Source organism: Streptomyces sp. NPDC059582, from assembly GCF_042735715.1.
Lineage (GTDB): Bacteria > Actinomycetota > Actinomycetes > Streptomycetales > Streptomycetaceae > Streptomyces.
Genome location: NZ_JBHWCC010000068.1, coordinates 1 through 23,684, shown reverse-complemented (window position 1 = coordinate 23,684; position 23,684 = coordinate 1). Strand labels below are relative to the sequence as shown.

The window sequence follows — 23,684 nt, the reverse complement described above, 5'->3', positions numbered from 1 at the left end:
AACAGGAGGTAGCGGCACATGTGTCACTCGGGCAGGCGTAGCGACTGGTCTCGCATCGACGTTTACGCAGGTCGCTGGAGCGGCGACCGACACCGTGGAGGTATCGCCACAGGAGAGCGGATGGGCTAAGGGCCTTCAGGTCCAGTCGGGCCCCTGGCCCACGGTGCCGGTACCGGCCCGGCCGTCGCGACGGATCGGTCGGGAGGGCGCACCGGACCCGGCAGAGGCTCTCGACCGGCACGCGCTGCGGGACCGGGCCGGAGCGCGCTGGAGGATCTGTCCCCCGGGCCGCGGCCGGCGACCATGCTGCGCCACTTCACCGACGGCACGTCCTGCGAACGCTCGACCGTCACTTGTCCGGCGGCGTACGCCAGGAGCCGCCGGACGTGGTGGCCGGCCGCGAGGTGGTCATCCGGGAGGCCCGAGGGCGTGACGGTGGGGCGCTCGGCGGGGCTTGCCGGCCCCAGCCCTGACGGTGCTGTCAGGGCTGGCGTCGCGTCAGGTGTCTGTCCACCGAGTGGTCGTCGGCCGCCCTCTCACCCCAGCGGCCTCGTCGGGCCTGCCTGTGCCGCGAAGCCCTCGCGCCATGTGCGGTGTTCGGGCCGCCACCCCCGGGAGCGGGCCAGGGAGTTGCTCGCCCCGCGTGCCCAGTCCAGCCTTCCTGCCGTGGGTTCGGGGAGCGGTACGCCGAGTGCTGTGGCCAGGACGGGCAGCCACTCGCGGCCCTGCGCCGGCTCGTCGTCCACGATGTTGACGGGACCGGAGGGCCAGTCGAGGGCGGCGACGGCGGCTCGCGCGGCATCGGCCACGTGAACGAACGACGTGACGGAACGGTCCGCCTCCAGGTATGCCAGCAGGCGCGCGCTGGGATCGCCTGCCAGGGCTGCGGCGACGGCGCCCCCTGGTGCGTACCACGTGCCGGGGCCGTACAGGATGCCGTACCGCAGCGCCACGGCACTCTCCAGCTCGGACGCCGTCCTCTCCAGCGCCTGGATGCCGTCCACCATCGCTCCGCGCGGCCGCGCTGCGCCGATGTCGAGCGGGACGGATTCTTCGGCCGGCCCTTCGCCCGGCATGTAGGCCCAGGCGATCGACTGGGCGACGATCCTTCCGACGCCGGCTGACCTGGCCGCGTCGACCAGATGGCGTGTGCCTTCCCGCCGCAGCCGGTCGGTCGCTTCCCCGTCCGCGTCGGACAAGGCGGTCAGCTGGTGGATCACCACGTCCGGAGCGGTATTCGTCATGACCCGCCGCAGACTTTCCGCGTCGAAGACGTCAGCTTGCAGAGCTTCGGCGCCTTGCCGCCGTACGCGCTCGGCGCCGGCCGGGGTACGGGAGAGTCCTGTGACGTGGTGTCCCGCGTCCAGCAGCATGGGAACGAGCAGTCGGCCGACTGCTCCGGTCGCGCCCGCGATCAGGATGCGCATGGAGATCAGTCCTTTCACTTGGTCGGGAACCCCGCTCCCGGGAGAGGCGCGGGGCAGAGGGGTGGGGTCAGCGGCGGGAGATGACGGATCGCGCCACTTCATGCGCCGGCGGTCGGCGGCCGCTCAGGAGGTGGTGCAGCCACGACCCCAGGGCCGCTCCCAGGACCGGCGCGATCAGATAGATCCACAGGTCCGTGCGCTGTCCGGTGAGCGCGGCGGGGCCGAACTGGCGGGCGGGATTGATCGAACCGCCGCTGCGGGGCCCCAGGAAGGCGATCACCAGAGTCACGGACAGCCCGATGACGTAGGGGACCAGGCGGGCTGCACGAGCCCGGACCATGGTGAACCCCACGGCGACCATGATGATGGTCATGCTGCCCGCCTCGGCCGCGAAGACGGACAGGGGCTGCCAGGTGGGCGACGGCACGATCACCGCGTAGTCCACCGACGGAAGCGTGACCGCGGGCCCCCACGCAAGGCGCCCGAGCCCTGTTCCCGCCGCGGAGCCGGCAAGTTGAGCCAGGACGTAGGGCACGACACCGCGGCCGGGGAAGGCGTTCATGAGCCACAGGGAGACCGTCACGGCGGGATTCATGTGGCCCCCGCTGCGCCGGCCGGGCGGGCTGAGGATCAGCCCGGTGAGGACGGCCCCGCTGAGGACGCCGATGACGGCGAGCGCGGCGCGGATGTCCCTCACGTACAGCGCGGAGTCCGGGGCGCGCACCCACCGGACGACCGTCACCGCCAGGAACAGCAGGACGGTGGCGAGGAGGAACTCGTCGGCGGCGCGCGCCAGACCCGGCCGCCGGGGGAGCGAGAAGCCGGCATTCACCGGAACCTCCTGGTCTTGGCCCGGTCCGACGGCGGGTCGGGGCCGGGAAACCGGCGGCCGCGGGGCCCTGAGATGCGGGGCCCGCTGCGGACGCAGGTCAACTGGCGGGCGAGTAGTGGCCGGGGACGAGTCGGGTGGAGACGCCGAAGCGGTTCCACGCGTTGATCGTGGTGATCGCGACGATGAGCCGGGCCAGTTCGCCGTCGTCGAACTCGTTCGCGGCCCTGGCGTAGACCTCGTCGGGGACGAATCCGTCGGTGAGGACGGTGATCGCCTCGGTCAGTTCGATGGCCGCGATCTCGCGGGCCGTGTAGAAGTGCTTCGACTCGTGCCACGCGTCGAGCTGGATGATCCGCGCGGCGGTCTCACCGGCCGCCAGGGCGTCCTTGCTGTGCATGTCCAGGCAGAAGGCGCAGTGGTTGAGCTGCGAGGCGCGGATCTTGACCAGGTCCAGCAGGGCGGGCTCCAGGCCCTGCCGGGCTGCCGTGTCCAGACGGACCATGGCCTTGAAGGCCTCCGGGGCGAGCTTCGCCCAGTCCAGACGAGGGCTGTGTTCGGCCAGGCGCGTCGCGCCTTCGGGTGCTGTGTTCGTGTCCATGGCTCACACGCTACGTACGTAATGGTCCCGGAGTATGGTCCATTTCTATGAGAAGTTCTCAGACCAATTCCTCGGACGGCCGGCCCTCGGTGTCCGGCACGGATCTGCACCTGGAACTGCGCGGCCCGGGCCTGCGCGCGGGGCTCATCAAGGCGCTGCGGGAGGCCGTACGGTCCGGGCAACTGGCACCCGGCATCCGGCTGCCGCCCTCCCGCTCCCTCGCCGCCGACCTCGGCGTCTCCCGCAACACCGTGACCGACGCCTACGCCGAACTCGTCGCCGAAGGGTGGCTCACCGCCCAGCAGGGTTCCGGAACCCGCGTGGCCGAGCGGACCGAGCCGCGCCACGTCACGCCCGCCCCTTCCCGTACGGAACCGGCCCCGCGCCGTCCCCTGTACGGCATGCAGCCGGGCGCGCCGGACCTCGCGGACTTCCCGCGCATCCAGTGGCTCGCCGCCGCACGCCGCGCTCTGACCGCGGCACCGCACGACGCCTTCGGTTACGGAGACGCGCGCGGCCGGCCTGAGCTGCGCGCGGCCCTCGCGGACTACCTGGCACGTGCCCGCGGTGTCCACACCGATCCGGAACGGATCGTCGTCTGCGCCGGCTTCCACCACGGGCTCGCGCTGATGGCGCGGGTGCTCAAAGCGCGCCAGGTACGCGCGGTGGCCGTCGAGGCCTACGGACTCGGCCTCTACCGCGCCCTGCTCACCGATGCCGGCCTCCACACGCCACCGGTCCACGTCGACGAACACGGCGCCCGCACGGATGACTTGGCGCGACTGCGCGAGATCGGCGCGGTGCTGCTGACCCCCGCGCACCAGTACCCGACAGGAGCCGCACTGCGCCCGGACCGCCGCGTGGCGGCCGTCGACTGGGCGCGAGCCACCGGTGGGCTGCTCCTGGAGGACGACTACGACGGCGAGTTCCGCTACGACCGGCAGCCCGTGGGTGCCCTCCAGGGGCTGGACCCGGACCGGGTGGTGTACTTCGGCTCGGTGAGCAAGTCGCTGGCGCCGGGCGTGCGCCTCGGCTGGATGGTGCTGCCCGAGGAGCTGATTCCGCAGATCGCCGCGGCCAAGGACCATGGGGACTACATGTCGAGCGCGTTGGAGCAGTTGACACTCGCCGAGTTCATCTCATCCGGCGCCTACGACCGTCATGTGCGCTCCATGCGCCTGCGCTACCGGCGCCGCCGAGACCAACTGGTCGCCACCCTCGCGAGCAGAGCGCCACAGGTGCGCGTGGCCGGCATCGCCGCCGGACTGCAAGCGGTCGTGGAACTTCCGCGCGGTACCGAGCGCTCGGTCGTCGAAGCGGCGGCCCGGCAGGGGCTGGCGCTCAGTGGGCTGGCGGAGTTCCGGCACGAGCCGGGGGGTTCCGCGGCCCGGTCGTCTGAACACGATGCCCTCGTGGTCAACTACGCGGCGCCGTCGGACAGTGCGTGGGCAGGCGCACTGGACACGCTGTGCCGGGTGATGCCCTAGGGCCGCAGCGGGCGACGTTCGCCCCGTCGTGGCGCCCGGTGCGCCCTCCCGCCGCACCGGCCGAAAGCCCACGTACGTCCAGTACGAGGACTTCCCGGCCGGCACGCCGCGAGCACGCACCGGACGCCGCTCCCTCACGGGCAACGTTGCCCGCCACGGCACTAGCCCCAACCCCGGGCGCGGACATCGGGCCCGCCGGTGCTTGGGCTGATCGCGGCGAGGGCGTCGCCGTCAGCAACCGGTCGACGGCGTCTTCGAACGGCCCGTGAACGGCCGTGGTGGCGCGTCCGCGCGGGCCGGCCCGCCGCGGCTGTGTCACCGCGCGCCATCCACCGCCTCCGTCAGGCAGACAAAGGCCTCGGCGGGCGACGTGGCGGTGATGAGCAGCTCTGACAGGGGTGTCGGCAGGAAGCCCTCCTCCTCCATCCTCCGGAGCTGAAGGGCCAACCCGTCGTAGAAGCCCTTCGTGTTCAGCAGCACCACAGGCTTGTCGTGCAGTCCGTGCTTGCGCAGCTCCAGGATCTCGGTCACCTCGTCCAGGGTGCCCAGACCACCGGGCATCACCACCAGAGCGTCCGCCCTGGCGAGCAGCAGAGCCTTGCGTTCCGAGAGATCCTCGGCGAACACCATCTCGTCGGTGTCCGTCCTGGCCCACTGCCGCAGGAAACCGACCGAAACCCCGGCGAGCCGCCCCCCGCTCTCCCGGACTCCGTCGGCGACGACACGCATCAGCCCGGTGTCGGATCCACCCCACACCAACGTGTGACCTGCCTTGCCGATCAGCTCCGCGAATTCACGGGCGGGCCGGGTGTAGCGCTCGTCGAGGTCGGCGGCCGAGAGGAACACACCGATTCTCATGGTGGCGGGAAAGGTTGCGGTCATGACTGGGACCCTAGGTGTACGGATAGGCGTCAGCCCGGACCAATCCCGCAGAGAGTTACGGGGCCAATCCCGGTCCGACCGAGGTGGGCAAGGGCCGGCCGGGCGTAGAGATAGGGTGCATCCGTGGAACGGATCTTGGTCGTGGGAGTCACCGGTGCGGGGAAATCCACGCTCGCCCGTGCTCTGAGCGATCGGTGGGGCATGCCCTACCACGAGATGGACGCGCTGTACTTCAACGGCCCTGACTGGGCCGTGAACGACAGGTTCATCGAAGACGTGGCACAGCTCACCACCGGGACTCGCTGGATCATCGATTCACTCGGCTATCCGGAGGTCCGTGATCTCCTGTGGGAGCGCGCTGACAGCGTGATATGGCTGGACTATTCCAAACGCGTCGTCATGCCCCGAGTCCTGCGGCGCTCCTTCCGCCGCACGGTCACACGCGAAGCGCTGTTCGGAGGCAACAGAGAGACCTGGAGAGGCTGGCTGAGCCGAGAACACCCGGCCTGGTGGGCCTGGTCGCAGCACACGATCCGCCGTCGGGACATCGAGCGCCGCGCCCGCGATCCCCGCTTCGCCCCTCTCGAAGTCCGCCACTTCGGGCATCCCGAGGACGCCGCGAAGTGGCTGGCATCCGTGTGACCTGGGGGCACACGGCGGTCCGTCTGCGCGCCGGCCTGAGTCGTGTCCCGTCGGCGCGGGGCGCAGCAGGTGACGCACGCGCCGTGACGTCCTACTCCTCCGGCTCCCAGGCCTGAAGCGGGTCGAACAGACGCCGGTCGCCGTCGAGCTTCAGGGAGTCCACCGGAATGCGGCCGTGCAGGGTGAGGACCAGTTCACCGGCCCACTGTGCTCCGCAACAGGACAGCGCTTTTCACCGCCGACGCGGCGGGGGCGCGGCCGGGCCGCGCGCCTTCGGACGAGCCGGCGGGGCATGGTGAGGCGTTCCCCGGCGCGACGGATGTCCTCGGCGCCGCTTCCCTCCGCGCGACGCCGTCCAACTCGCCTTGCAGGCAGGCGGGTTGAGGCAGTCTCACTGGTGATCGTGAGTAACTTACGGGGGCGGCGGTCGGGCGGGGGCCGCATCGGTGGGCGAGGCGGGACGCGGATGCGTATCGGGCGTACTGAGCGGCCTGGGCGGCCTGGCGTCGGACATCGCGGCGTAGCGGTCCCGGGCGGTCGTCGGTTCGTCGTGGTGGCCCTGTTCGGTCAGCCGGCTCTGTTGCGCGACGTGGACGCGGTCGGCGTGGCGGACTCCGGACATGCGATGGGTGACCAGGGCGACAGCCTGGTTCGGCGCGGCGAGTCGGCGATGCGGTCGACGGCGGCGATTTCGGCGTCCGGGTCGAGGGCAGGCCGGCCGCGGGTGTGGGACCGCAGAAAAAGGCGGCGCAGTTCGACCCGGTGACGGCCGTAACGGCCCGTCAGGTACGGCTCGGAGCCGGCTCCGGCTCGGGGCGAAGCGCTGCCGCGCGGCGGGGGAGCAGCAGGGGGGTGGCCAGCAGGAGCACGCCGGCCAGACCGATGGCCGTACGCGGGCCGAGCAGGCTGCCCAGCACACCCCAGACGGCCGTCAGGATCGCGGTCGAGGCCTTGGTCGTCACCGCCCAGGCGGACAGCGTGCGGGCGACCCGGTCGGTCGGGGTGCGCTCGAGGCGGTAGGTGGCCTGGACGGGGTTGAAGACCCCGCAGCAGAAGATGAGCCCGAGCTCGACGCCCACCACCAGCAGCAGCCCTCCGGTGCCCGGTCCCACGAAGGCCAGGCCGACGGGCCAGATCGCGCGTAGCGCCCCGGTCATGACCAGGACCTGGTGCTGCCCGAACCGGGTGACGAGCGGTCGGGCCAGCCGCGAACCGAGCAGGCCGCCGATCGAGGGGGCGGCGAAGGCGAGTCCGTACTGCCATGGTGCGAACCCGAGTCGGCCGAGCATCAGGACGGCCAGAAGCGGCTGGGCTGCCATCACCAGGCCGTTGAACAAGGCGGTGTTGTAGAACAGCGGACGCAGCGTGGCGTCGGCGAGGATGTACCGCCAGCCGTCGAGCAGGTCCCCGACCCGCATGCGCGCGGCCGCTCGGCGCTCGGTTCGCGCCTCCTGCCCGCCCGTCGCGCGGATGCCCAGCGCCGAGAGCAGATAGCTGACCGCGTCCGCCACCACCGTCGCCACCGGACCGAGGAGCCCGATCGCCGCGCCGCCCAGCGGCGGTCCGATGATCGTGGTCGTCCAGGCCGTGGACTCTAACCGGGCGTTGGCGACGAGCAGGTCCTCGGCCGGCAGCAGCGTCTTGAGATACGCGCCGGAGGCGGCGCGGAAGGTGATGTCGGCGGCCGCGACGACGACCGAGACCAGCAGGAGCTGAAGGAAGGTGAGCACGCCGAGCGCGAACGCGGCGGGGATCGTCAGCAGCGCCGCGAACCGCACCAGGTCCGTCGCGATCAGCACCGGGCGCTTGCGGCGGAACTCCACCCACGGGCCGAGCGGCACCGCCACGGCAGCGCCCACCGCGGCCCCCACGGAGGCGAGCGCTGCGACCTCGGCCGGTCCGGCGTGCAGCACCTGGATGGCGATCAGCGGGAACGCGCCGAAGGCGAGCCATGTGCCGAGGGCGCTGGTCCCGTACGCTCCCCAGAGCCACCCGAACGGCCGCCCCAGCCGGTGCCCGCTCCTCATGCCCGATGCCCCTCGCCACTCACCCGCACAACCGATCCGCGATCGGAAGCATCAAAGCAAGCGCCATACCCAGGGATCAAACAACCGCGGAGCCGCCCAGTCACAACCAAAGGTTGTGCCCGTAGGGTATCGGTATGGACCTCGACACCGTCCGGACCTTCGTCGCCGCCGCCGACGCGGGGCGGTTCCAGGAGGCCGCCGCCGAGCTGGCGGTCACCCAACAGGCCGTCTCCAAGCGCATCGCCGCGCTGGAGCGCAACCTCGGGGTGCGGCTGTTCACCCGCACCCCGCGCGGCGCCGAGCTCACCATCGACGGGCAGGCCTTCCTGCCCCACGCGCGCGAGCTGCTGCGCGTCGCCGAGCGCGCGGTCGCGTCCGTGCGCACCGGCCACCGTCCGCTGCGCGTCGACATCATCGCCTCACGCGGCGCCGCGTCGGGACTGATGCGCGGATTCCACCGCGCGCACCCCGAGATCGACCTCGACGTGGTGATGCTGTTCGACATCGAGACGGCCGTCGCCGCCATCCGGTCCGGTGCGATCGATGCGTCCTTCCGCGCCGTCGCCATGCCCGGCCGGCCCCTTCCCGAGGACGTCGAGTCCGTCCGTGTGCTCGACGAGCCGCTCCAGCTCCTCACCGGTCCCGCCCACGCGCTGGCGAGCGCCCGGTCGGTGACCGTCGCTCAGCTCGCCGGGCACCGGATCTGGATGCCCGGCATCGTTCCCGGTACCGAGTGGGCCGCCTACTACGACGACCTCGTAGCCGAGTTCGGCTTGACCATCGAGGCGACCGGCCCCAACTTCGGCTCCGACGCGCTCCTCGACACCATCGCCGACACCCCGGCCCTGGCCACCTTCATGGGCGGGCAGACCCGTCTCGTCTGGCCCGCCGGCCACGGCCTGCGCCGCATCCCGGTGACCGATCCGAAGCCCGTCTACCCGCACTCGCTCCTCTGGCACCGCGACAACCCCCACCCGGCGCTGGCCACTCTCCGCGCCCACCTCGCCGCCACAGCGGCAGGCCACGACGCCGCCGGGACCTGGGTGCCGGGCTGGGTGTTCCCACCCTGAACCCCGCCGCGTCGACGAGTCCGGCGACCTCTTCGGGACGACCGTGGCCGCCGGGGACGTGCACAAGGACGGCAAGCCCGAACCATTCGTCGGCGGGGCCGGCGAGAACACCGCCAACGGGGCCGTCCGGGTCTTCACGGGAGGGCGCCTTTGGGCCGGTGGTCAAGGGCAGCCCCGTCATCACGGCGGCCGACGTCGACCTCACGCAGAAGAGCGGCACCGTGCTCGGCGGCTACGGGCTGCCCGGGTTGAACTGACCCGCCCGACGACGCATGTGGTTCCCCGCGCCTGTGGGGTCAGGTCCAGTGGACGTTGCGACGCCCATCGGGCGGTGGAGGGGCGGCAAGGGCCCCCACGGATCGACGGGCGGCATCGGCCTGGGCGTCTCGTCGACCGGCGGCATCGGCCTGGCGGACGGCTTGTCGGTCGGCGAGAAGGACCCTCGGTCCAAGCGGGACAACCTTGCCGTCCTGGCCCCCGACCGTCGGCTTCGTAGCCCGTCGGGGGTCGCCGCCGGCATGTAGCCCGTCCTCGGCGTCGGGCGGCAGCCTAGCCCTTCGCGTCCGGCTTCCAGTCCTGGACGAGGAGACCGAGCAGTACCTCGTCCAGGAACTCGCCCATCACCCAGGCCGCGGAGCGCAGCACGCCCTCGCGGACGAAGCCGTTGCGCTCGGCGGAGCGCAGCATCGCGGCGTTGTCCGACAACGTCTCGATCTGCAGCCGCCGCAGGCCACGCACGACGAAACCGTAGTGGCACAGCACCGCGACCACGTCGGTGCCGTAGCCCTTGCCACGTGAGGACGGCAGCAGCCCCAGCCCGATGTGCGCGGACCGGTTGTGGTTGTCGATGTCCCACAGTGTCGCGGTGCCGACCAGTGTGCCGTCGTCCAGCTCCACCACCGAGAACGGGGCGTGCCGTAGCTCCTCGTCGTCCACCACGTACTGCGAGTTCTTGGAGCCGGGTGTGATCGGCCGCCACGGCCGGCCGCTGGACCGCGACTGGTTGACCACGTCGTCGTAGAGCCCGGCCTGCAGGATCGGGATGTCGTCCTCGTGCCGGGCCCTGAGCCCGACCTTGCTGCCCCTTAGCATGCAAGCTTCCTATCCGACCGGGTCGGCCGGCGGCAAACCGATAAGGGATCGTCCCAACTGGTTTGATCATGGGGCTGGCAGGCGCGATGGCGGTGGTGGAACGTCTGGTGCCGGACGGATGGTGGGAACTGGGCCAGCGGGCGGTGCCGTCCGCTCCGGAACGGCCCCGGGGTGGCGGCCGTCGCCGTCATGGGGTCGCCAGGTGCCGGGTGTTGGTCGGTCCGGGGCCTGTGCTCCGGACCGACCAACCGTGGCAGATCAGTGTCGCAGCTTGGCGCGCACCACCAGCGCGTCGTGGTCCGTGTACGTCGTCGGCTCGATCTCCAGCGTCGGCGCCGTGAGGTTGCCGTAGACGTGCTGGATGCCGGGCGACTGGACCGCGGCCGCGTCAGTCAGCGTCCACTGCTTCTCCGGCGCGCACGAGGCGTGCCGGTTGACGTCACCGGCGAAGATGGTGGACCGGCCACGGGAGGCGAGTACCTGGGTCAACTCGGCGCACTGGGTCGAGTTGGCGGTGCCGGGCGCCTCGCCGTCGGTGGAGAGGTGGCTGGTGCACACGTCCAGCTTGTGGGCCGTCGTCACGCAGAGCCAGCGTCGCTGCTCCACTCCACTGAACACGGAGTACGGCGCGTCCTGGGATGCGCGGATCGCCTCCTTGGTCAGTACCGCGTTGCCGAAGAAGCCCCGCCCCTCAGGCGACTTGCAGGGCAGCGGGGCACCCTTGTAGATCACGGTGGCGAAGCGGTAGTGGAAGCGGGTGCGCTCCGCGATCGTGGCGACATCGCCGCTGCACGCCTCGTTGAGCGTGACCGCGTCGACGTGGTTGGCCCGCATGCGGCCGACTACCTCGTCGACGATTTTCGGGTACTCGGTCTTGGCGTAGCAGCCGGCGTATCCGCTGGAGCACACGTTCATCTGCAGCAGTGCGAAGGTGCGGTGCGCGTGGTGCGAGTGCGACCCTCCGGACTGAGCCGTGGTGGCGGCCACGGCGCTGTTCGGAGAGAGCAGCAGCCCGGCGCCCAGGAGGAAGCCGAGGATCAACACGCGCAGGGGTCTCAGGGAAGAACTGATCATGACGCCGATTGTGTTGACGGCAGACCAGGTCAGGAAGGCCGCTGAGCGAGAGTTCACCACCCTCTCGCTCAGCCGTTACCGCCCCCGGTGCGGGGCGTACGTCCACGACCGGACGGGCCACCGTAGGGACGGGTCATCGGGCTGTCGCGTAACAACCTCGGGATGCAAGCCAGTTGGCGGACATTGTGGATCTCTGGATCGTCAGGTGGGGCTCTCACCCACCGCTCTTGACGCGGGCGGACAAGGCGAGGGCGAGTGAGACGGGTCCGTCGAGGACGGCTCGGTGCTTGCACATGGTGATCTTTCCTTGTTCTTCTCGTCGTTGAGAGCAGGACGTTTCCAACTGAACGGGGCCGGTGGTGAAGGGGCCGAGGGGAGCGGGTGCGGTCGTCCTACCGGCCTGGCGCGAAAGGGGTGCGCGGCGCTCGATCCCGGAGGGCGGGCCACGGTCAGGTCCCGAGGGGATGCCGTCCGGGTGGGGGTCTCAGGCGCGTCCGTGCGGCCGCGTCCGGAGATACGTAGGAGTTTCCCTACGCTTTACAGGTAGGGAAACTCCTACGTATGCTCGCGGCATGAACATCACGCACGCCTCCTTCATCACCGTCCCCGTCACCGACCAGGACGCGGCCCTGCGCTTCTACACCGAGACCCTCGGCTTCCAGATCACCGCCGACCTGCAGATGCCGCCCGGCCGCTGGCTCCAGGTCGCCCCGGCGGGAGCCCAGACCGTGCTCACCCTCTCCGGGCCGGGCATGGGCGGCTTCACGCCGGGCAGTACTCAAGGGATCATGTTCGTGACCAGCGACGTCGACGCCGACTGCGAGCGGTTGCGCGCCGCGGGAGCCGAGGTCGAAGGACCGGACGAGCAGCCCTGGGGCAGGATGGCCCAGTTCACCGACCCCGACGGCAACCGCTTCATGCTGCTCACCGAGAAGGAAGGCTTCTGACCGAGTGGTCACCACCAGCGCCAAGGCGGCCGGCGTCCGAGCCGGCGATGAGGACCGTCTCTTCGCCGCCCTCGCCAACGCCACCCGCCGCGAGGTCCTGACGCTGCTGCGGGAGCGGGGTCCGCAGCCGGTGCAGGCGCTCTCCGACCACTTCGAGATGCGCAGGCCGAGCCTTTCGGAGCATCTGAAGGTGCTCCGGGAGGCAGGTCTCGTTTCCGAGGAGCGCCATGGCAGGCAGCGCATCTACCGGCTGGAAGCCGCCCCGCTGGCCGACGTGCAGGACTGGCTCCATCCGTACGAGCGATTCTGGCGGGCCAAGCTCCAGGGGCTCGGTGAGCTCCTGGACCGGATGCCGGACGATGAGCAGCCATGAGCACACGTCACGACGGCTACGACCCTGGGGGCGAGGACGACCTCACCACCCTCCGCGTCGCCCAGTTCCTCGCCCACCCGCCGGCCAAGGTGTGGCGGGCCCTGACCGAGCCTGAACTGCTCGCCCAGTGGCTGATGCCCGGCGACTTCCGCCTCGAAGTCGGGCACCGGTACACGATGACCACCCTGCCGCGCCCCAACACCGACTTCTCCGGCACGGTACAGGCGGAGGTCCTCGCCTACGAGACCGAGCGGATGCTGTCTGTCCGCTGGCGCGACGTGTCGGCGGGACCAGGGAACTCCACAGGCTCCGACGCCGACTGGACGATCACATGGACCCTTGAGCCGGAGGGGCGTGGGACGCGGCTGTTCCTCGTGCACGAGGGCTTCGATCCCGACGATCCGGCCCAGCGTATGGCGCACAAGATCATGGGACAGGGCTGGCGCTCGTCCGTCATGCGGGGCCTGGAGCGGGTTCTCGCGCAGATGTGATCGGCGCACCGGACGGCCCGGTCGCCCATGGATGACCGGGCCGCGGAGTTGGCCCGAAGGCTGACAGGTCGGCTCACGCTTGAAACTTCATGAGTTGTCGCCTAGAGTGTGACATGAAAATTCAAGTGAGGGGTCGGCGTCGTGCCGGCCGGTGAACGTCGACCTGTGCGTGCACTGTCGTCCGCAGCTGTTGCCGGCCGGGCAGCGGACTTCGGCGGATCCGTCCTGGCGGGGTGGCCGTGACCACGGAGGCCCTGCGCCAAGCCTGAAAGAGCAGCGCACGAGCACCGACGTGACCTGGCCGATCGGTTCGTGGCCGGGCCGGGGTCGGCACTCGCGGCGAGACCGTCGGCCGTCGATGTGGACGAGCCGTGTCCGCCTCACGCCCTCAGCCACGCCTTTCCTTACGAAGTCCCGAAGTGGATACCTCCATGTCTCGAACAGCCTCCAAGCCTCCAGTCGACGCGTACGCCAACCGCTGGAAGGCGCTCGTCTTCATCGCGCTCGCCCAGCTGATGGTCGTCCTCGACGCCACCATCGTGAACATCGCCCTGCCTTCCGCCCAGCAGGACCTGGGCATCTCCGACGGCGACCGGCAATGGGTCGTCACGGCCTACGCCCTGGCCTTCGGCGGTCTGCTCCTGTTCGGCGGGCGCGTGGCCGACCTGTGGGGCCGCAAGCGCGCCTTCGTCATAGGCCTGATCGGATTCGCCGCCGCCTCCGCGCTCGGCGGCGCGGCGACCACCGGTGCGACGATGTTCGGCGCCCGCGCCCTCCAGGGCGCCTTCGGCGCCCTGCTCGCCCCCGCAGCCCTCTCCCTGCTCGCCGTGATGTTCACGGACACCAAGGAGCGCGCCAAGGCGTTCGGCATCTACGGCGCGATCGCCGGCGGCGGCAGCGCCGTAGGCTTCATCCTCGGCGGTGTGCTCACCCAGTACCTGGACTGGCGCTGGACGTTCTTCGTCAACATCCCGTTCGCGATCGTCGCGGCGTTCGGCGCCTACCTCGTCGTCCGTGAGCCCGAGGGCGGCCGTAACCGCTCCCCGCTCGACATCCCCGGCGTCGTCCTGTCCACCCTGGGTCTGGTCTCGCTGGTCTACGGCTTCACCCGCGCCGAGTCCGACGGTTGGGGCGACATCACGACCATCTCCTTGTTCGTCGTGTCGGTGGTCCTGCTGCTCGCCTTCGTCCTCACCGAGGCCAAGGTCAAGAACCCGCTGCTGCCCCTGCGCGTGGTCACCGACCGCAACCGCGGCGGCGTCTACCTCTCCCTCGGTATCGCGGTCATCGCGATGTTCGGCACCTTCCTGTTCCTGACCTACTACCTGCAGGTCGTGAAGGGCTACTCGCCGGTCAAGAGCGGGTTCTGCTTCCTGCCGATGGTGGCGGGCATGATGGTCGGCTCGACACAGATCGGCACGCGTCTGGTGACCCGCGTCCCGGCCCGGTTCCTGATGGGTTCCGGCTTCCTGGTGGCCGCGCTCGCCATGCTCCTGCTGACGCGGCTGGAGATCGGCTCGTCGTACACCTCGACCGTCCTGCCGGCGCTGGTGCTGCTCGGTCTCGGCATGGGTACGACGTTCAACCCCGCCATGTCCCTGCCCACCCTGGGCATCGAGCCCCGGGACGCCGGGGTCGCCTCCGCGATGGTCAACACCTCGCAGCAGGTGGGCGGTGCGATCGGCACGGCCCTGCTGAACACGATCGCCGCCTCCGCGGCGACCTCGTACGTCAAGGACCACGTCGCCGACGCCGCGACGAAGCCGCAACTGGTCCAGCTGCAGGGCGTGGTGCACGGCTACACCACCGCCGTATGGTTCGCCGTCGGCATGCTGGTGATCGCCACGCTCATCGTCCTGACGCTGGTGAACGCCGGCCGGCCGGGCAGCGAGAGCGCCGAGGACGAGGTGGCTGTGCCGGTGGTCGCGCACTGAGGCACCGGGTCCACCTGAGGTGAGAGGCGCGAGCGGGTGACCTCCGCGTTCCTGGCCGGTTCGCTCATCCGTAGCCGGTGGCCCGAGGCCAAGACGAACTGGACCGTGTCGGTGCCGCGGGTCTCAGTGGCCCCCGGCCAGGAGGACCGCTGCTGCGGGCTTCATGCGCTGGGGGCTGTGTCCTTGCCGGGGCCGTCGTGCTGTTCCCGGCGGTCGATCCGTTCGATGATCTTCTCGGCGGCGGTGCGCAGGCTGTCCAGTTCGGCGGGCTCGAGAACGTCGAGGACGAGGTCGCGTACCCGGGCCACGTGTCCTGGGGCGGCCTCGACGAGATGGGCGTGGCCGGCGTCTGTCAGGATCGCGTGGGTGTAGCGGCCGTTGGTCGGGTCGGGTTCGCGGCGGACGAGGCCCCGGCGTTCCAGCCTGCTGATCAGGTGGGAGAGACGGGACAGTTCGGAGTTGGCGAGCACGGCCAGGTCGCTCATGCGCATGCGGTGTTCCGGCTGGCCGGACAGCCCGGCCAGGACGTAGTACTCGACGTAACGCAGGCCCGCGTCCTGCTGCAGGTGCGCCTCCAGTGCGGTGGGCAGCTTGTGCAGCATCAGGCCGAATTGCCGCCATGTCTCCAGCTCCGTCGGGGTCAGCCAGCGGGGCTGATCGTTGGGGTGCGGAGGCTGTTCAGGCATGCCCGGAGTCTATCCGGCGTGAACGTCACGGACAGCTCACCCTTGAATCTTCACGTGTGGCACCTTAAGGTGAGACATGAAAGTTCAAGTGAAAGGTGTCCTGTCCGAGTGCCGGGGGATTTCCGCGGGGTGAGTACGGCATCGACTACGACTCCAGGTTCGATCTCTGCTCGGCGTGCTGCGCGAGGTGCTGTCGCGGACGTTCCTGGGGGGCAGGCGTGAGTCGCATGTCACCTTCGCCGGTGCCCGGCGTGGCGCCAACGGGATGTGGGGGCTGGACGGCGTCCTGCACGGCCCGCGGGTCGGGGCGCCGGTCGTGCTCACCGTGACGCGGGCTCAGATGCCCGACAAGCAGCTCGAGTTGACGGTCACGGCGTCGGTGGAGCGGTACCGGCACGACATCACCGCCATGAAAGGCATGGCAGGCCGCTGAGTGGTCCTCTGTTCGGTTGTCCGGTGCGGAGGGCCCCGGCGAAGGTTTCCCGCCCCCGCCGCGGGGCGATGCGAAAGGAACATGCGTTGACAGAGCAATTGCGGCTGATGGCGGTCCATGCCCACCCGGACGACGAGTCGAGCAAGGGCGCCGCCAGCATGGCGAAGTATCTCGCGCAGGGCGTGGACGTACTGGTGGCCACCTGTACCGGGGGAGAGCGCGGTTCCATTCTGAATCCGAAGCTCCAGGGTGACCCGGAGATCGAGGCCCACATCCACGAGGTGCGGCGCCAGGAGATGGACGCCGCGCGGGAGATCCTCGGCGTCAAACAGGCCTGGCTGGGCTTTGTCGACTCCGGCATGCCGGAGGGTGACCCGCTGCCTCCGTTGCCCGAGGGCTGTTTCGCGCTGGTGCCGGTGGAGGAGGCGGCCGAACCGCTGGTCAAATTGATCCGGGAGTTCCGGCCGCACGTGATCACCACGTACGACGAGAACGGCGGTTACCCGCACCCCGACCACATCATGACCCACACGATCACGATGGCCGCCTTCGAGGCGGCCGGGGACCCCGACGCCTACCCGGAGTCCGGTGAGCCCTGGCAGCCGCTGAAGGTGTACTACAACCACGGCCTCTCGATGGCCCGGATCCGCGCCCTTCACGCCTACCTGGTGCAGCACGGCCACGAGTCCCCCTACGGCGAGTGGATCGCCGACTGGGACAAGGAGGGCCGCACGGATCGCGAGTTCACCACCCGCGTGCAGTGCGCCGACTGGTTCGAGGTGCGCGACCGGGCGCTGCTCGCCCATGCCACCCAGATCGACCCGGACGGCCCGTGGTTCCGGGTGCCGGTCGACGTCCAGCGCGAGATCTGGCCGACCGAGGAGTACGAGCTGGCCCGCTCGCTGGTCGACACCACCCTCCCCGAGGTCGACCTGTTCGCCGGCGTCACCGCCGACATCACCGTCTGACCCTGCCCTGGCCGAAACCCCGTTCGCCGAGGCGGGAGGCGGTGTCTCGCCTCCGAGGAGAGCGCCACCGGAACGTTCAGGCGGCGCGGCAGGCCGCCGCCGGGGCGACCAGTGGCGCGGCGTGAGCCACCGTCACGTGCGTGGGACGGGTGGTGCGGACGGCGGTCCCGGCCTGCGCGCGGTTTCGCGCGAAGACGACGAGGTGCAGCACCGCGAAACGCGCGACACCGGCCAGTGCGGAGGCGGACAGGTAGACGCCCTGCTCCAGCATCGCGCCCGGTGCCGCGACCAGCTGCTGCAGGACGAGCATCGCCAGGCTGGTCACCACATACGCGGCTGCCGCGGACCCGGCCGACTGCGCGTGCTGGCGCCAGGTCGCGCGGCCGCCCGCGCCGAAGGTGAAGCGGGCGTGCAACTCGGTGGCGAGGAGCGTGGAGGCCACGGTGATCAGGGCGTTGGCAAGGACCCAGGGAATCCAGGAGGCGAGGGCCGCGACGGCGAAGCTGGAGGCGAGCCCCACTCCGCCGCCGCAGAGCACGAAGCGGGCGAAGGCGGCGGGTGCCGCCTGCTGCTGCCGCTGCGTTGTGTCCATGATCCGCCCCCTTCGATCGCTCACTCCGTGAAACGCGCGCCTCTCGACCTGTGCGCTCCGGCATGGCGTTTCTTGTGGAAGAAACGCTACGTTGCATTCACGTAGTGGGCAACGACTTTGTTGCGTGACACCTTCATATGTGCAGGTAGAGTCGGGGAAATTGTTGCAATGGGCTGAAGCTAATGCAACAGGCGCATCGTCAATCGTTGCAACGGGTTGCGGGTGAACGCTATGGCGGAGGCACCCGCCTGTCGCGGACGGGGTGCCGGGGCCGATGGTGGTGGCGGGGTGGAAGCCGTCGCAGCCACGAACCTGGTTGGCGCGGGAGGGCGGTGACGCGCCACGTCCGGGCGGGGTCAACCGTCGTCAACGGCGGGGCGACCCCCGAGCCGGTCGCCAGGAGCGCGAAGCTCGCGATCAACGGCAGGCTGTCGCGGCCGAATGGGGAGTCCCTGAAGCACAGGGACGCGCCGGGCAGGACGTGAAGCCCCCGTACCGGAAGGCCGGCGCCGGCCAGGCCGAACAGCTGCTGCGATGAGTTCCGGCCGGGTCACGAGTCTGTTCCGGTGTGACGCCGTAGAACGTCGTACGACGCCGCCTGGCGCGAAACACCTCGGAGGACATCATGACCACCGCCCCGGACGACCCGACCACCGCGCTGCCCGGCCGCCCGCCCGTGGTCGATCTGGCTACTTGGCAGACTGCCCGTGACGAGCTGCTGGTCCGCGAGAAGGCCCACACCCGCGAGGGTGACGCCATCGCCGCGGCCCGCCGCCGGCTACCGATGGTGGAATTCGACGGGACGGTCCAGGTCGTCGGACCCGACGGCCCGGTCCCGTTCCTGGACCTGTTCCAGGGGCGCGACGAACTCGTGGTCTACAAGCACATGTGGCACGACGGCGCGCCGCACCAGGGGCAGTGCGAGGGCTGCACCACCACGGCCTGGCACGTGAAGGACGCCGTCTACCTCAACGCCCGCGGCGTCTCGTTCGCCGTCCTGACCACGGGCCGTTGGGACGAGGTGGCCCCCTACGTCGAGTTCATGGGCTACACCCAGCCCTGGTACTCGGTGCGCGGCTCACAGGCGCCGGTCGGCGGCGACATGGGTCACCTCACCTGCTTCCTGCGCGACGGCGACCGGGTGTTCCTCACCTACTCCACGACAGGCCGTGGAAACGAGCCGGTCAACGGGTCCCTCAGCCTGCTCGACATGACGCCCTACGGCCGCGGCGAGGCGTGGGAGGACAACCCCGAAGGCCGGCGCGTGATCGGCGATGTCCGCGAGGGGTATCCGGCCGTGGGCCGCCAGGCCTGCTGGTACTGGCGCTCGGACGCCGACGGCGTCGCCACCTGGGGACCGACCAGCCGGCCCGTGCCGCAGTGGACCCGCCCCGGCGCGACCCCCGTGGAGACCCTCGGCCGGCACGGCCACCACCACTGACGCGCCTTCGCCGACGGGCCGCGGCCGGCGTGCGATCCACGTCGGCCACGGCCCGGTTCGGTCAGCGCGATCCGACCGCCTCCCCGGCGCCGCCCTCCTCGGACCCCTGCCGGGCGGGCTCGACCGCTCGCTCCGGCTCGGGGTGCACGTGGCGTTCACGCAGGTCCGTGACCGCCAGCAGCAGTGCGATCAGGCTGATGCCGACGGCGGTGAGCAGTCCGAGCTGAATGGCCGTGACGGAGCGCTCGTGGTTGGCCTGATGCGCGAAGTACACCGCGCCCACCACGGCGATCCCGGCCGCCGAGCCGATGCGCTGCCCCGTCTGCAGCACTCCGCCGGCCGCACCGGCACGGTGCACGGGGACGCGGGTCAGAGTGAGCGTCGTGTTGGGGGAGACCGTGAGACCGGAGCCGATTCCTCCGATGAACATGGGCACGGCCGTCGCCCACCCCACGCTCTGCAGGGGCGCCAGTTGCACCGCCACGACCACCCCGAGCAGCCCCACCACCACCCCGCTCAGGCCGAGGACGACCAGCTTGCGCCCATGGCGCATCACCAGCCGGCCCCCGATGGCGGCACCGACCGCCGAGGCGGCAGCGAAGGGCAGCACCGAGATGCCCGCCGCCAGTGCGCTGTAACCGACCGTGTTCTGCAGGAACAGGGAGTAGACGAAGAAGACCGTGGTGAAGCCCGCGAAGTAGGTCAGGCTGATCAGAGAGCCCAGCGTGAAGGACCGCAGGGAGAACAGGCCCAGATCGACCAGGGGAGCCCGCCCGCGCTGTCCCTGGCGCCGCTCCCACGCCCAGAAGGCGGCCAGCAGCAGCGCGGCCACCGGCAGCAGCGCCCACTTCAGCCGCCCGGTCCACTGCTGCTCCTGCACCAGCGGCAGCATGAGCGCGAGCACGGCGGCGCCGAGGAGCAGCACGCCGAACAGGTCGAACTCCTCCCGCTTGCCCGTCGACGCCGGGATTCGGGGCAGCAGCCGCAGTCCCGCCACGAACGCGGCCACCCCGATGGGCAGGTTGACGAAGAAGACCCAGCGCCAGCCGCTGTCGGTGCCGACGGCGTTGATCAGCAGACCGCCCGCCAGCGGACCCACCGCCGTCGAGACCCCGATGACGCTGCCGAGCAGGCCGAAGGCCTTGGCCCGCTCGGAGCCCTGGAACATCTGCTGGATCAGCCCCGAGGTCTGCGGGGCGATCAGACCCGCCGCCGTGCCCTGGAGCAGCCGGAACAGCACGAGCCAGGAGGCACTGTGAGCGAGGCCGCACGCGGCCGAGGCCAGCGTGAACAGGGCCAGCCCCAGCAGGAAGGCCTGGCGCCGCCCGCGCATGTCGCCCAGCCGGCCCGCGGGGACGAGCACCAGTCCGAAGGTCAGGGCATATCCGGAGACCACCCAGGACTGGGCTGCCTCCGAGGCGGCCAGCCCATGCTCCATGGAGGGCAGCGCCACGTTCACGATCGAGGTGTCGAGCAGCGAGATGAAGCCCGCCGTCAGACAGACCGCGAGCGCCTTCCACCGCCGGTTGTCGGGGGTGGGCCGGGCCTGGACTGTGGTCATGGGGTCACGCTAGACAGCCACCCCGCCCAACGCTTGGAAGGAGCCGTTCCGCGCGCGTCGCGGCCGCCGGGCCTGGGACGATGCCTTTCGCGCTGTAGCCGATGCCTTTCGCGTAGTCGGGGTCACCGCCGCGCCCGGGCGCGCGCACCGCCGACGCCCAGGCGCTCCCGTGCTGCCGCCGGGAACGGGGCCGGGTCCGCAGGCCTTCCGCGGCCCCGGGGGGAAGGCGACAATCCGGTGTCCGTGCGGCGCGCCGGCAGCCCCGTACGACTTCGTACGGCCGGCGGGTGAAACGCGGAGAACCGCGCGGACCTGGCGATACCGTGGGCACGGGCCGTGCGGCCGCGAGGAGGCCTGACGTCGCGCGTTCGCGCCAGGCACAGGCATACTCGGGGCCCTGCGGGCGCAACGGCGTCCGCTGGCAGCAGGAGGTGGGCGATGGTGTCGTCGTCGGTGTCGGGGGAGCCCCGCAAAGTCACGATCCATGACGTCGCCCGGTCCGCCGGGGTGTCCCGGCAGACCGTGTCGAGGGCACTGAACGACAAGGACGAGATCGACGGCTCCACCAAACAGCGCGTCCTCGACGCCGCCCGCGCGCTCGGATACCGGCCGAGCCGGTTCGCCCGCGGCCTGGTCCGCCAGGACGCCACCACGATCGGGCTGGTCATACCCGACCTGCTCAACCCGTTCTTCACCGAGGTCGCGGCGGCCGCGCTGGAGGCGGCCCGGGCGCGCGGCTGGCACGTGGTCGTGTACGACACCGCGGACCGGGCCGAAGAGGAACGCGGCACACTGCAGGTGATCAGCTCACAGGTGGACGCGGTCGTCGGATACTTCAGTTGCGCCGAGGACGAGCTCCAGCTGTTCACCCGTGGCATGCCGGTGGTGCTCATCGGCCGTGAGCACCACACCGCGCGGTTCAGTTCGATCCGGATCGACGGCGAGGAGGGCGTGCACGCCGCGGTCGCGCACCTGGTCGCGCAGGGTCACACGCGGATCGGCATGCTCGACCACGACGGTCGCGTCGATCCCAGCATCCGGCGCGAGTGGTTCACGACGGCCGCGGTGTCGAACGGGATCGCCGCCGACGTGGTGGTCGGCGCGGAGCAGTCTGCCGACGGTGGAGGAGCGGCGCTCAGGGCCTTGCTCTACGCCCATCCCGATGTCACGGCTGTCTTCACCTTCAACGACATCATCGCTATCGGTGTCCTGCGCGAGGCGCGCCGGCTCGGCAGGAGCGTGCCGCAGGATCTGGCGGTGATCGGCTTTGACGGCCTGCAACTGGGGGCGCTCGTGGAGCCCCCGCTCTCCAGCGTCGCCCTCGACACGCGCAAGCTCGGCGCGCTCGCCATCGAGCAGGTCGCCCGGCTGCTGACGGGGGCGAACCCGTTGGCGGACGACGACCTCGTCGTCCGCGCTGAGCTGCGGCTGAGCGGGTCCGCGTAACCTGGGGGACTCGTGCGCGACTCGAAAGTCTTGACACTCGTGCACGCCGGAGCGCAAACTTCCGAGCAATTCACAACGTTCCCGTGAACGTTCCCGTGAGCGTTCCCGTGAACGTTCACGGGAACGCTCACGGAGCGCTCTACAGAGTTGCTGAGTTGTCCCGCCACGGCGCCGGGTGTTCTAGCCGACACCGTGATGTCCCGCCATTCCAACCAGATGGCTTCACGCCTGAGGTGTCAACGTCGACCCGCCTAGCGCCGTCGCTAGTCGTTCTCTGGAACGGAAGATATGAGCAACACAGTCACGCGGATCCGCTTTGCCGTCGTCGCTGCGGCAGCCAGTGTCGCCGTACTCGCCGGGTGCTCGTCGCCCGCTCCGTCGAGTGATGCGGCCGCGGCCTCCTGCGAGCCCGCCAAGGGCAAGGTCACCCTCCAGTACTGGAACACCGTTCCGGGCATGGACAAGGTCGTCGCCCTGTGGAACAAGAAGAACCCGGACATCCAGGTGGAGATGAAGAACATCTCCAACGACCAGTACGGCACCATCGGCAACGCCCTCAAGGCAGGCAAGGCGCCGGAGCTCGCCCAGGTCGGCTATGACGAACTCCCCTTCCTGCGCACCCAGGACGCCTTCGTGGACGCCTCGGCCTGCTCCGCGGCCACCGCGGCCAAGTCGAAGTTCGTGCCCTGGACCTGGTCCCAGACCAGCTTCGGCGGCACCGGCGTGTTCGCCCTCCCGCAGGACACCGGCCCGATGGCCCTCTACGTGCGCAGCGACATCTTCAAGAAGCACGGTCTCGAGATCCCCAAGACCTGGGACGACTACGCGGCGGACGCGCAGAAGCTGCACAAGGCGGACCCCGGACTCAGCATCACGTTCTTCGATCCGAACAACGCCGAGGCGTTCAACGGACTCCTCTGGCAGAACAGCGCCGAGATGTACACGTACTCCGGCGACAAGTGGCACGTCTCGGTCGCGTCCGACCAGAGCAAGCAGGTTGCCGACTACTGGCAGAAGCTGATCGACGACAAGCTCGTGCGCACCGACCTCGCCCACGGCTCGACCCAGATGTACACCGCGTACCAGAAGAACCAGATCGCCAGCTACGTCGGCGCCGCCTGGGGCTACAGCATGTTCCGCGACAACCTGCCCGACCAGGCCGGCAAGTGGTCGATAGTCCCGATGCCGACCTGGGGTTCGAGCGCCGCGTCGGGCGACTGGGGCGGATCCACCGTCGCGTTCATGAAGGGCAACAAGCACCTGTACGAGTCGGTCAAGTTCAACTCCTGGCTGAACACCGACCCGGAGGCGCTGGCGCTGGAGAACAAGCTGGGCGGCCTCTACCCGGCGGCCACCGCCGGTTCGCAGCTTCCCGCACTCTCGCAGGGCGTCCCCTACTACAACAACGAGAAGATCTTCGACGTCTTCGCCGACTCGTCCAAGAACATCGACACCGACTTCTCCTGGGGTCCGACCCAGAAGACGGTGAACCTGTCGCTCCAGGACGCGATGGCCAAGGCGGCGGGTGGCAGCGGCACGCTCAGCGACGCGCTCTCGGCCGCCCAGGCGACCGCGCTGAAGTCGATGAAGGATCAGGCGATCCCGGCCACCGCGGGCAAGTGACCACGGTATGACTGACACCGCGACCCGCGAGACCCGCGTGGTGGCGTCTACCGGGGGC

23 protein-coding genes are annotated in these 23,684 nt (G+C 70.4%); 13 read left to right on the top strand and 10 right to left on the bottom strand.

Annotated elements, in window-relative coordinates; all coding sequences use genetic code 11:
• Positions 1-536: 536 nt before the first annotated feature.
• The 3 genes from ACFV0T_RS37275 to ACFV0T_RS37265 all read right to left on the bottom strand — a co-directional run bounded on the left by ACFV0T_RS37275 (position 537) and on the right by ACFV0T_RS37265 (position 2,857).
• Positions 537-1,427 (bottom strand): NAD-dependent epimerase/dehydratase family protein, encoded by an 891-nt coding sequence (locus ACFV0T_RS37275; RefSeq protein WP_385789222.1) that lies wholly within the window; start codon positions 1,425-1,427, stop codon positions 537-539.
• Between the two features lie 67 nt (positions 1,428-1,494).
• On the bottom strand, positions 1,495-2,259 hold the full coding sequence (locus tag ACFV0T_RS37270) for an MIP/aquaporin family protein (RefSeq protein WP_385789221.1): 765 nt from the start codon (positions 2,257-2,259) through the stop codon (positions 1,495-1,497).
• A 97-nt stretch (positions 2,260-2,356) separates the two neighbouring features.
• Complete coding sequence (locus tag ACFV0T_RS37265) at positions 2,357-2,857, bottom strand: carboxymuconolactone decarboxylase family protein (RefSeq protein WP_385789219.1); 501 nt, start codon at positions 2,855-2,857, stop codon at positions 2,357-2,359.
• Between the two features lie 47 nt (positions 2,858-2,904).
• On the opposite strand from ACFV0T_RS37265, the gene ACFV0T_RS37260 reads away from it, so the two are divergent.
• The gene (locus tag ACFV0T_RS37260) at positions 2,905-4,344 is read left to right on the top strand and encodes a PLP-dependent aminotransferase family protein (RefSeq protein ID WP_385789217.1); all 1,440 of its coding nucleotides are present in this window, start codon (positions 2,905-2,907) and stop codon (positions 4,342-4,344) included.
• 315 nt (positions 4,345-4,659) lie between these two features.
• Here ACFV0T_RS37260 and ACFV0T_RS37255 read toward each other — a convergent pair whose 3' ends face one another.
• A complete protein-coding gene (locus tag ACFV0T_RS37255; protein ID WP_385789249.1) occupies positions 4,660-5,202 on the bottom strand; it encodes a TIGR00730 family Rossman fold protein in 543 nt (180 codons plus the stop codon).
• 147 nt (positions 5,203-5,349) lie between these two features.
• On the opposite strand from ACFV0T_RS37255, the gene ACFV0T_RS37250 reads away from it, so the two are divergent.
• Positions 5,350-5,868 carry an adenylate kinase gene (locus ACFV0T_RS37250; RefSeq protein ID WP_385789215.1) on the top strand — a complete coding sequence of 173 codons (519 nt, stop codon included), beginning with the start codon at positions 5,350-5,352 and terminating at the stop codon, positions 5,866-5,868.
• A gap of 782 nt (positions 5,869-6,650) precedes the next feature.
• Here the strand turns inward: ACFV0T_RS37250 and ACFV0T_RS37245 are convergent.
• Positions 6,651-7,895, bottom strand: coding sequence for an MFS transporter (locus tag ACFV0T_RS37245; RefSeq protein WP_385789213.1), 1,245 nt, complete (start codon positions 7,893-7,895; stop codon positions 6,651-6,653).
• A gap of 134 nt (positions 7,896-8,029) precedes the next feature.
• On the opposite strand from ACFV0T_RS37245, the gene ACFV0T_RS37240 reads away from it, so the two are divergent.
• Both ACFV0T_RS37240 and ACFV0T_RS37235 read left to right on the top strand, forming a co-directional pair.
• Positions 8,030-8,965: a LysR family transcriptional regulator gene (locus ACFV0T_RS37240; protein WP_385789211.1), complete on the top strand. Its 936-nt coding sequence runs from the start codon at positions 8,030-8,032 to the stop codon at positions 8,963-8,965.
• A 305-nt stretch (positions 8,966-9,270) separates the two neighbouring features.
• On the top strand, positions 9,271-9,489 hold the full coding sequence (locus ACFV0T_RS37235; RefSeq protein ID WP_385789209.1) for a hypothetical protein: 219 nt from the start codon (positions 9,271-9,273) through the stop codon (positions 9,487-9,489).
• 25 nt (positions 9,490-9,514) lie between these two features.
• On the opposite strand, the gene ACFV0T_RS37230 is transcribed toward ACFV0T_RS37235, so the two are convergent.
• Together ACFV0T_RS37230 and ACFV0T_RS37225 are read right to left on the bottom strand one after the other, a co-directional pair.
• Positions 9,515-10,057, bottom strand: a complete 543-nt coding sequence (locus tag ACFV0T_RS37230) for a GNAT family N-acetyltransferase (protein WP_385789208.1) — start codon at positions 10,055-10,057, stop codon at positions 9,515-9,517.
• 258 nt (positions 10,058-10,315) lie between these two features.
• Positions 10,316-11,131, bottom strand: a complete 816-nt coding sequence (locus ACFV0T_RS37225) for an endonuclease/exonuclease/phosphatase family protein (protein WP_385789206.1) — start codon at positions 11,129-11,131, stop codon at positions 10,316-10,318.
• Between the two features lie 572 nt (positions 11,132-11,703).
• Between ACFV0T_RS37225 and ACFV0T_RS37220 the strand changes: the two genes are divergently transcribed.
• From ACFV0T_RS37220 to ACFV0T_RS37205, 4 genes are all read left to right on the top strand, one after another.
• Positions 11,704-12,078 (top strand): VOC family protein, encoded by a 375-nt coding sequence (locus tag ACFV0T_RS37220; RefSeq protein WP_385789204.1) that lies wholly within the window; start codon positions 11,704-11,706, stop codon positions 12,076-12,078.
• A gap of 4 nt (positions 12,079-12,082) precedes the next feature.
• Positions 12,083-12,451, top strand: coding sequence for an ArsR/SmtB family transcription factor (locus ACFV0T_RS37215; protein WP_385789203.1), 369 nt, complete (start codon positions 12,083-12,085; stop codon positions 12,449-12,451).
• Entirely contained in the window at positions 12,448-12,942 is a 495-nt protein-coding gene (locus ACFV0T_RS37210; protein ID WP_385789201.1) for an SRPBCC domain-containing protein, read from the top strand. The genes ACFV0T_RS37215 and ACFV0T_RS37210 overlap by 4 nt, the downstream gene beginning before the upstream one ends.
• 431 nt (positions 12,943-13,373) lie before the next feature.
• Entirely contained in the window at positions 13,374-14,876 is a 1,503-nt protein-coding gene (locus ACFV0T_RS37205; RefSeq protein WP_385789199.1) for an MFS transporter, read from the top strand.
• A 161-nt stretch (positions 14,877-15,037) separates the two neighbouring features.
• Here ACFV0T_RS37205 and ACFV0T_RS37200 read toward each other — a convergent pair whose 3' ends face one another.
• Positions 15,038-15,562 (bottom strand): MarR family winged helix-turn-helix transcriptional regulator, encoded by a 525-nt coding sequence (locus ACFV0T_RS37200; RefSeq protein ID WP_385789197.1) that lies wholly within the window; start codon positions 15,560-15,562, stop codon positions 15,038-15,040.
• Positions 15,563-15,737: 175 nt separating this feature from the next.
• Between ACFV0T_RS37200 and ACFV0T_RS37195 the strand changes: the two genes are divergently transcribed.
• Positions 15,738-15,995, top strand: a complete 258-nt coding sequence (locus ACFV0T_RS37195; protein ID WP_385789195.1) for a hypothetical protein — start codon at positions 15,738-15,740, stop codon at positions 15,993-15,995.
• A gap of 86 nt (positions 15,996-16,081) precedes the next feature.
• Positions 16,082-16,963, top strand: a complete 882-nt coding sequence (mca, locus tag ACFV0T_RS37190) for a mycothiol conjugate amidase Mca (protein ID WP_385789193.1) — start codon at positions 16,082-16,084, stop codon at positions 16,961-16,963.
• 76 nt (positions 16,964-17,039) lie between these two features.
• Here mca and ACFV0T_RS37185 read toward each other — a convergent pair whose 3' ends face one another.
• Positions 17,040-17,555, bottom strand: coding sequence for a hypothetical protein (locus ACFV0T_RS37185; protein WP_385789191.1), 516 nt, complete (start codon positions 17,553-17,555; stop codon positions 17,040-17,042).
• A 625-nt stretch (positions 17,556-18,180) separates the two neighbouring features.
• Here ACFV0T_RS37185 and ACFV0T_RS37180 point away from each other — a divergent pair.
• On the top strand, positions 18,181-18,996 hold the full coding sequence (locus tag ACFV0T_RS37180; protein WP_385789189.1) for a DUF899 domain-containing protein: 816 nt from the start codon (positions 18,181-18,183) through the stop codon (positions 18,994-18,996).
• A 61-nt stretch (positions 18,997-19,057) separates the two neighbouring features.
• Here ACFV0T_RS37180 and ACFV0T_RS37175 read toward each other — a convergent pair whose 3' ends face one another.
• The gene (locus ACFV0T_RS37175; RefSeq protein ID WP_385789187.1) at positions 19,058-20,557 is read right to left on the bottom strand and encodes an MFS transporter; all 1,500 of its coding nucleotides are present in this window, start codon (positions 20,555-20,557) and stop codon (positions 19,058-19,060) included.
• Between the two features lie 438 nt (positions 20,558-20,995).
• Here ACFV0T_RS37175 and ACFV0T_RS37170 point away from each other — a divergent pair, with 438 nt between their 5' ends.
• On the top strand, positions 20,996-22,003 hold the full coding sequence (locus ACFV0T_RS37170) for a LacI family DNA-binding transcriptional regulator (protein WP_385789185.1): 1,008 nt from the start codon (positions 20,996-20,998) through the stop codon (positions 22,001-22,003).
• Between the two features lie 288 nt (positions 22,004-22,291).
• Positions 22,292-23,626: an ABC transporter substrate-binding protein gene (locus ACFV0T_RS37165; RefSeq protein ID WP_385789183.1), complete on the top strand. Its 1,335-nt coding sequence runs from the start codon at positions 22,292-22,294 to the stop codon at positions 23,624-23,626.
• Positions 23,627-23,684 lie beyond the last annotated feature (58 nt).

What these genes read in the sequence shown, in the direction of transcription:
- ACFV0T_RS37180 (WP_385789189.1), top strand. Translation starts at nt 18,181, where the DNA reads ATGACCACCGCCCCGGACGACCCGACCACCGCGCTGCCCGGCCGCCCG.
- ACFV0T_RS37170 (WP_385789185.1), top strand. Translation starts at nt 20,996, where the DNA reads ATGGTGTCGTCGTCGGTGTCGGGGGAGCCCCGCAAAGTCACGATCCAT.
- ACFV0T_RS37265 (WP_385789219.1), bottom strand. Translation starts at nt 2,857, where the DNA reads ATGGACACGAACACAGCACCCGAAGGCGCGACGCGCCTGGCCGAACAC.
- ACFV0T_RS37255 (WP_385789249.1), bottom strand. Translation starts at nt 5,202, where the DNA reads ATGAGAATCGGTGTGTTCCTCTCGGCCGCCGACCTCGACGAGCGCTAC.
- ACFV0T_RS37205 (WP_385789199.1), top strand. Translation starts at nt 13,374, where the DNA reads ATGTCTCGAACAGCCTCCAAGCCTCCAGTCGACGCGTACGCCAACCGC.
- ACFV0T_RS37220 (WP_385789204.1), top strand. Translation starts at nt 11,704, where the DNA reads ATGAACATCACGCACGCCTCCTTCATCACCGTCCCCGTCACCGACCAG.
- ACFV0T_RS37200 (WP_385789197.1), bottom strand. Translation starts at nt 15,562, where the DNA reads ATGCCTGAACAGCCTCCGCACCCCAACGATCAGCCCCGCTGGCTGACC.
- ACFV0T_RS37260 (WP_385789217.1), top strand. Translation starts at nt 2,905, where the DNA reads ATGAGAAGTTCTCAGACCAATTCCTCGGACGGCCGGCCCTCGGTGTCC.
- ACFV0T_RS37240 (WP_385789211.1), top strand. Translation starts at nt 8,030, where the DNA reads ATGGACCTCGACACCGTCCGGACCTTCGTCGCCGCCGCCGACGCGGGG.
- ACFV0T_RS37185 (WP_385789191.1), bottom strand. Translation starts at nt 17,555, where the DNA reads ATGGACACAACGCAGCGGCAGCAGCAGGCGGCACCCGCCGCCTTCGCC.
- ACFV0T_RS37175 (WP_385789187.1), bottom strand. Translation starts at nt 20,557, where the DNA reads ATGACCACAGTCCAGGCCCGGCCCACCCCCGACAACCGGCGGTGGAAG.
- ACFV0T_RS37245 (WP_385789213.1), bottom strand. Translation starts at nt 7,895, where the DNA reads ATGAGGAGCGGGCACCGGCTGGGGCGGCCGTTCGGGTGGCTCTGGGGA.
- ACFV0T_RS37275 (WP_385789222.1), bottom strand. Translation starts at nt 1,427, where the DNA reads ATGCGCATCCTGATCGCGGGCGCGACCGGAGCAGTCGGCCGACTGCTC.
- ACFV0T_RS37165 (WP_385789183.1), top strand. Translation starts at nt 22,292, where the DNA reads ATGAGCAACACAGTCACGCGGATCCGCTTTGCCGTCGTCGCTGCGGCA.
- ACFV0T_RS37210 (WP_385789201.1), top strand. Translation starts at nt 12,448, where the DNA reads ATGAGCACACGTCACGACGGCTACGACCCTGGGGGCGAGGACGACCTC.
- ACFV0T_RS37225 (WP_385789206.1), bottom strand. Translation starts at nt 11,131, where the DNA reads ATGATCAGTTCTTCCCTGAGACCCCTGCGCGTGTTGATCCTCGGCTTC.
- ACFV0T_RS37230 (WP_385789208.1), bottom strand. Translation starts at nt 10,057, where the DNA reads ATGCTAAGGGGCAGCAAGGTCGGGCTCAGGGCCCGGCACGAGGACGAC.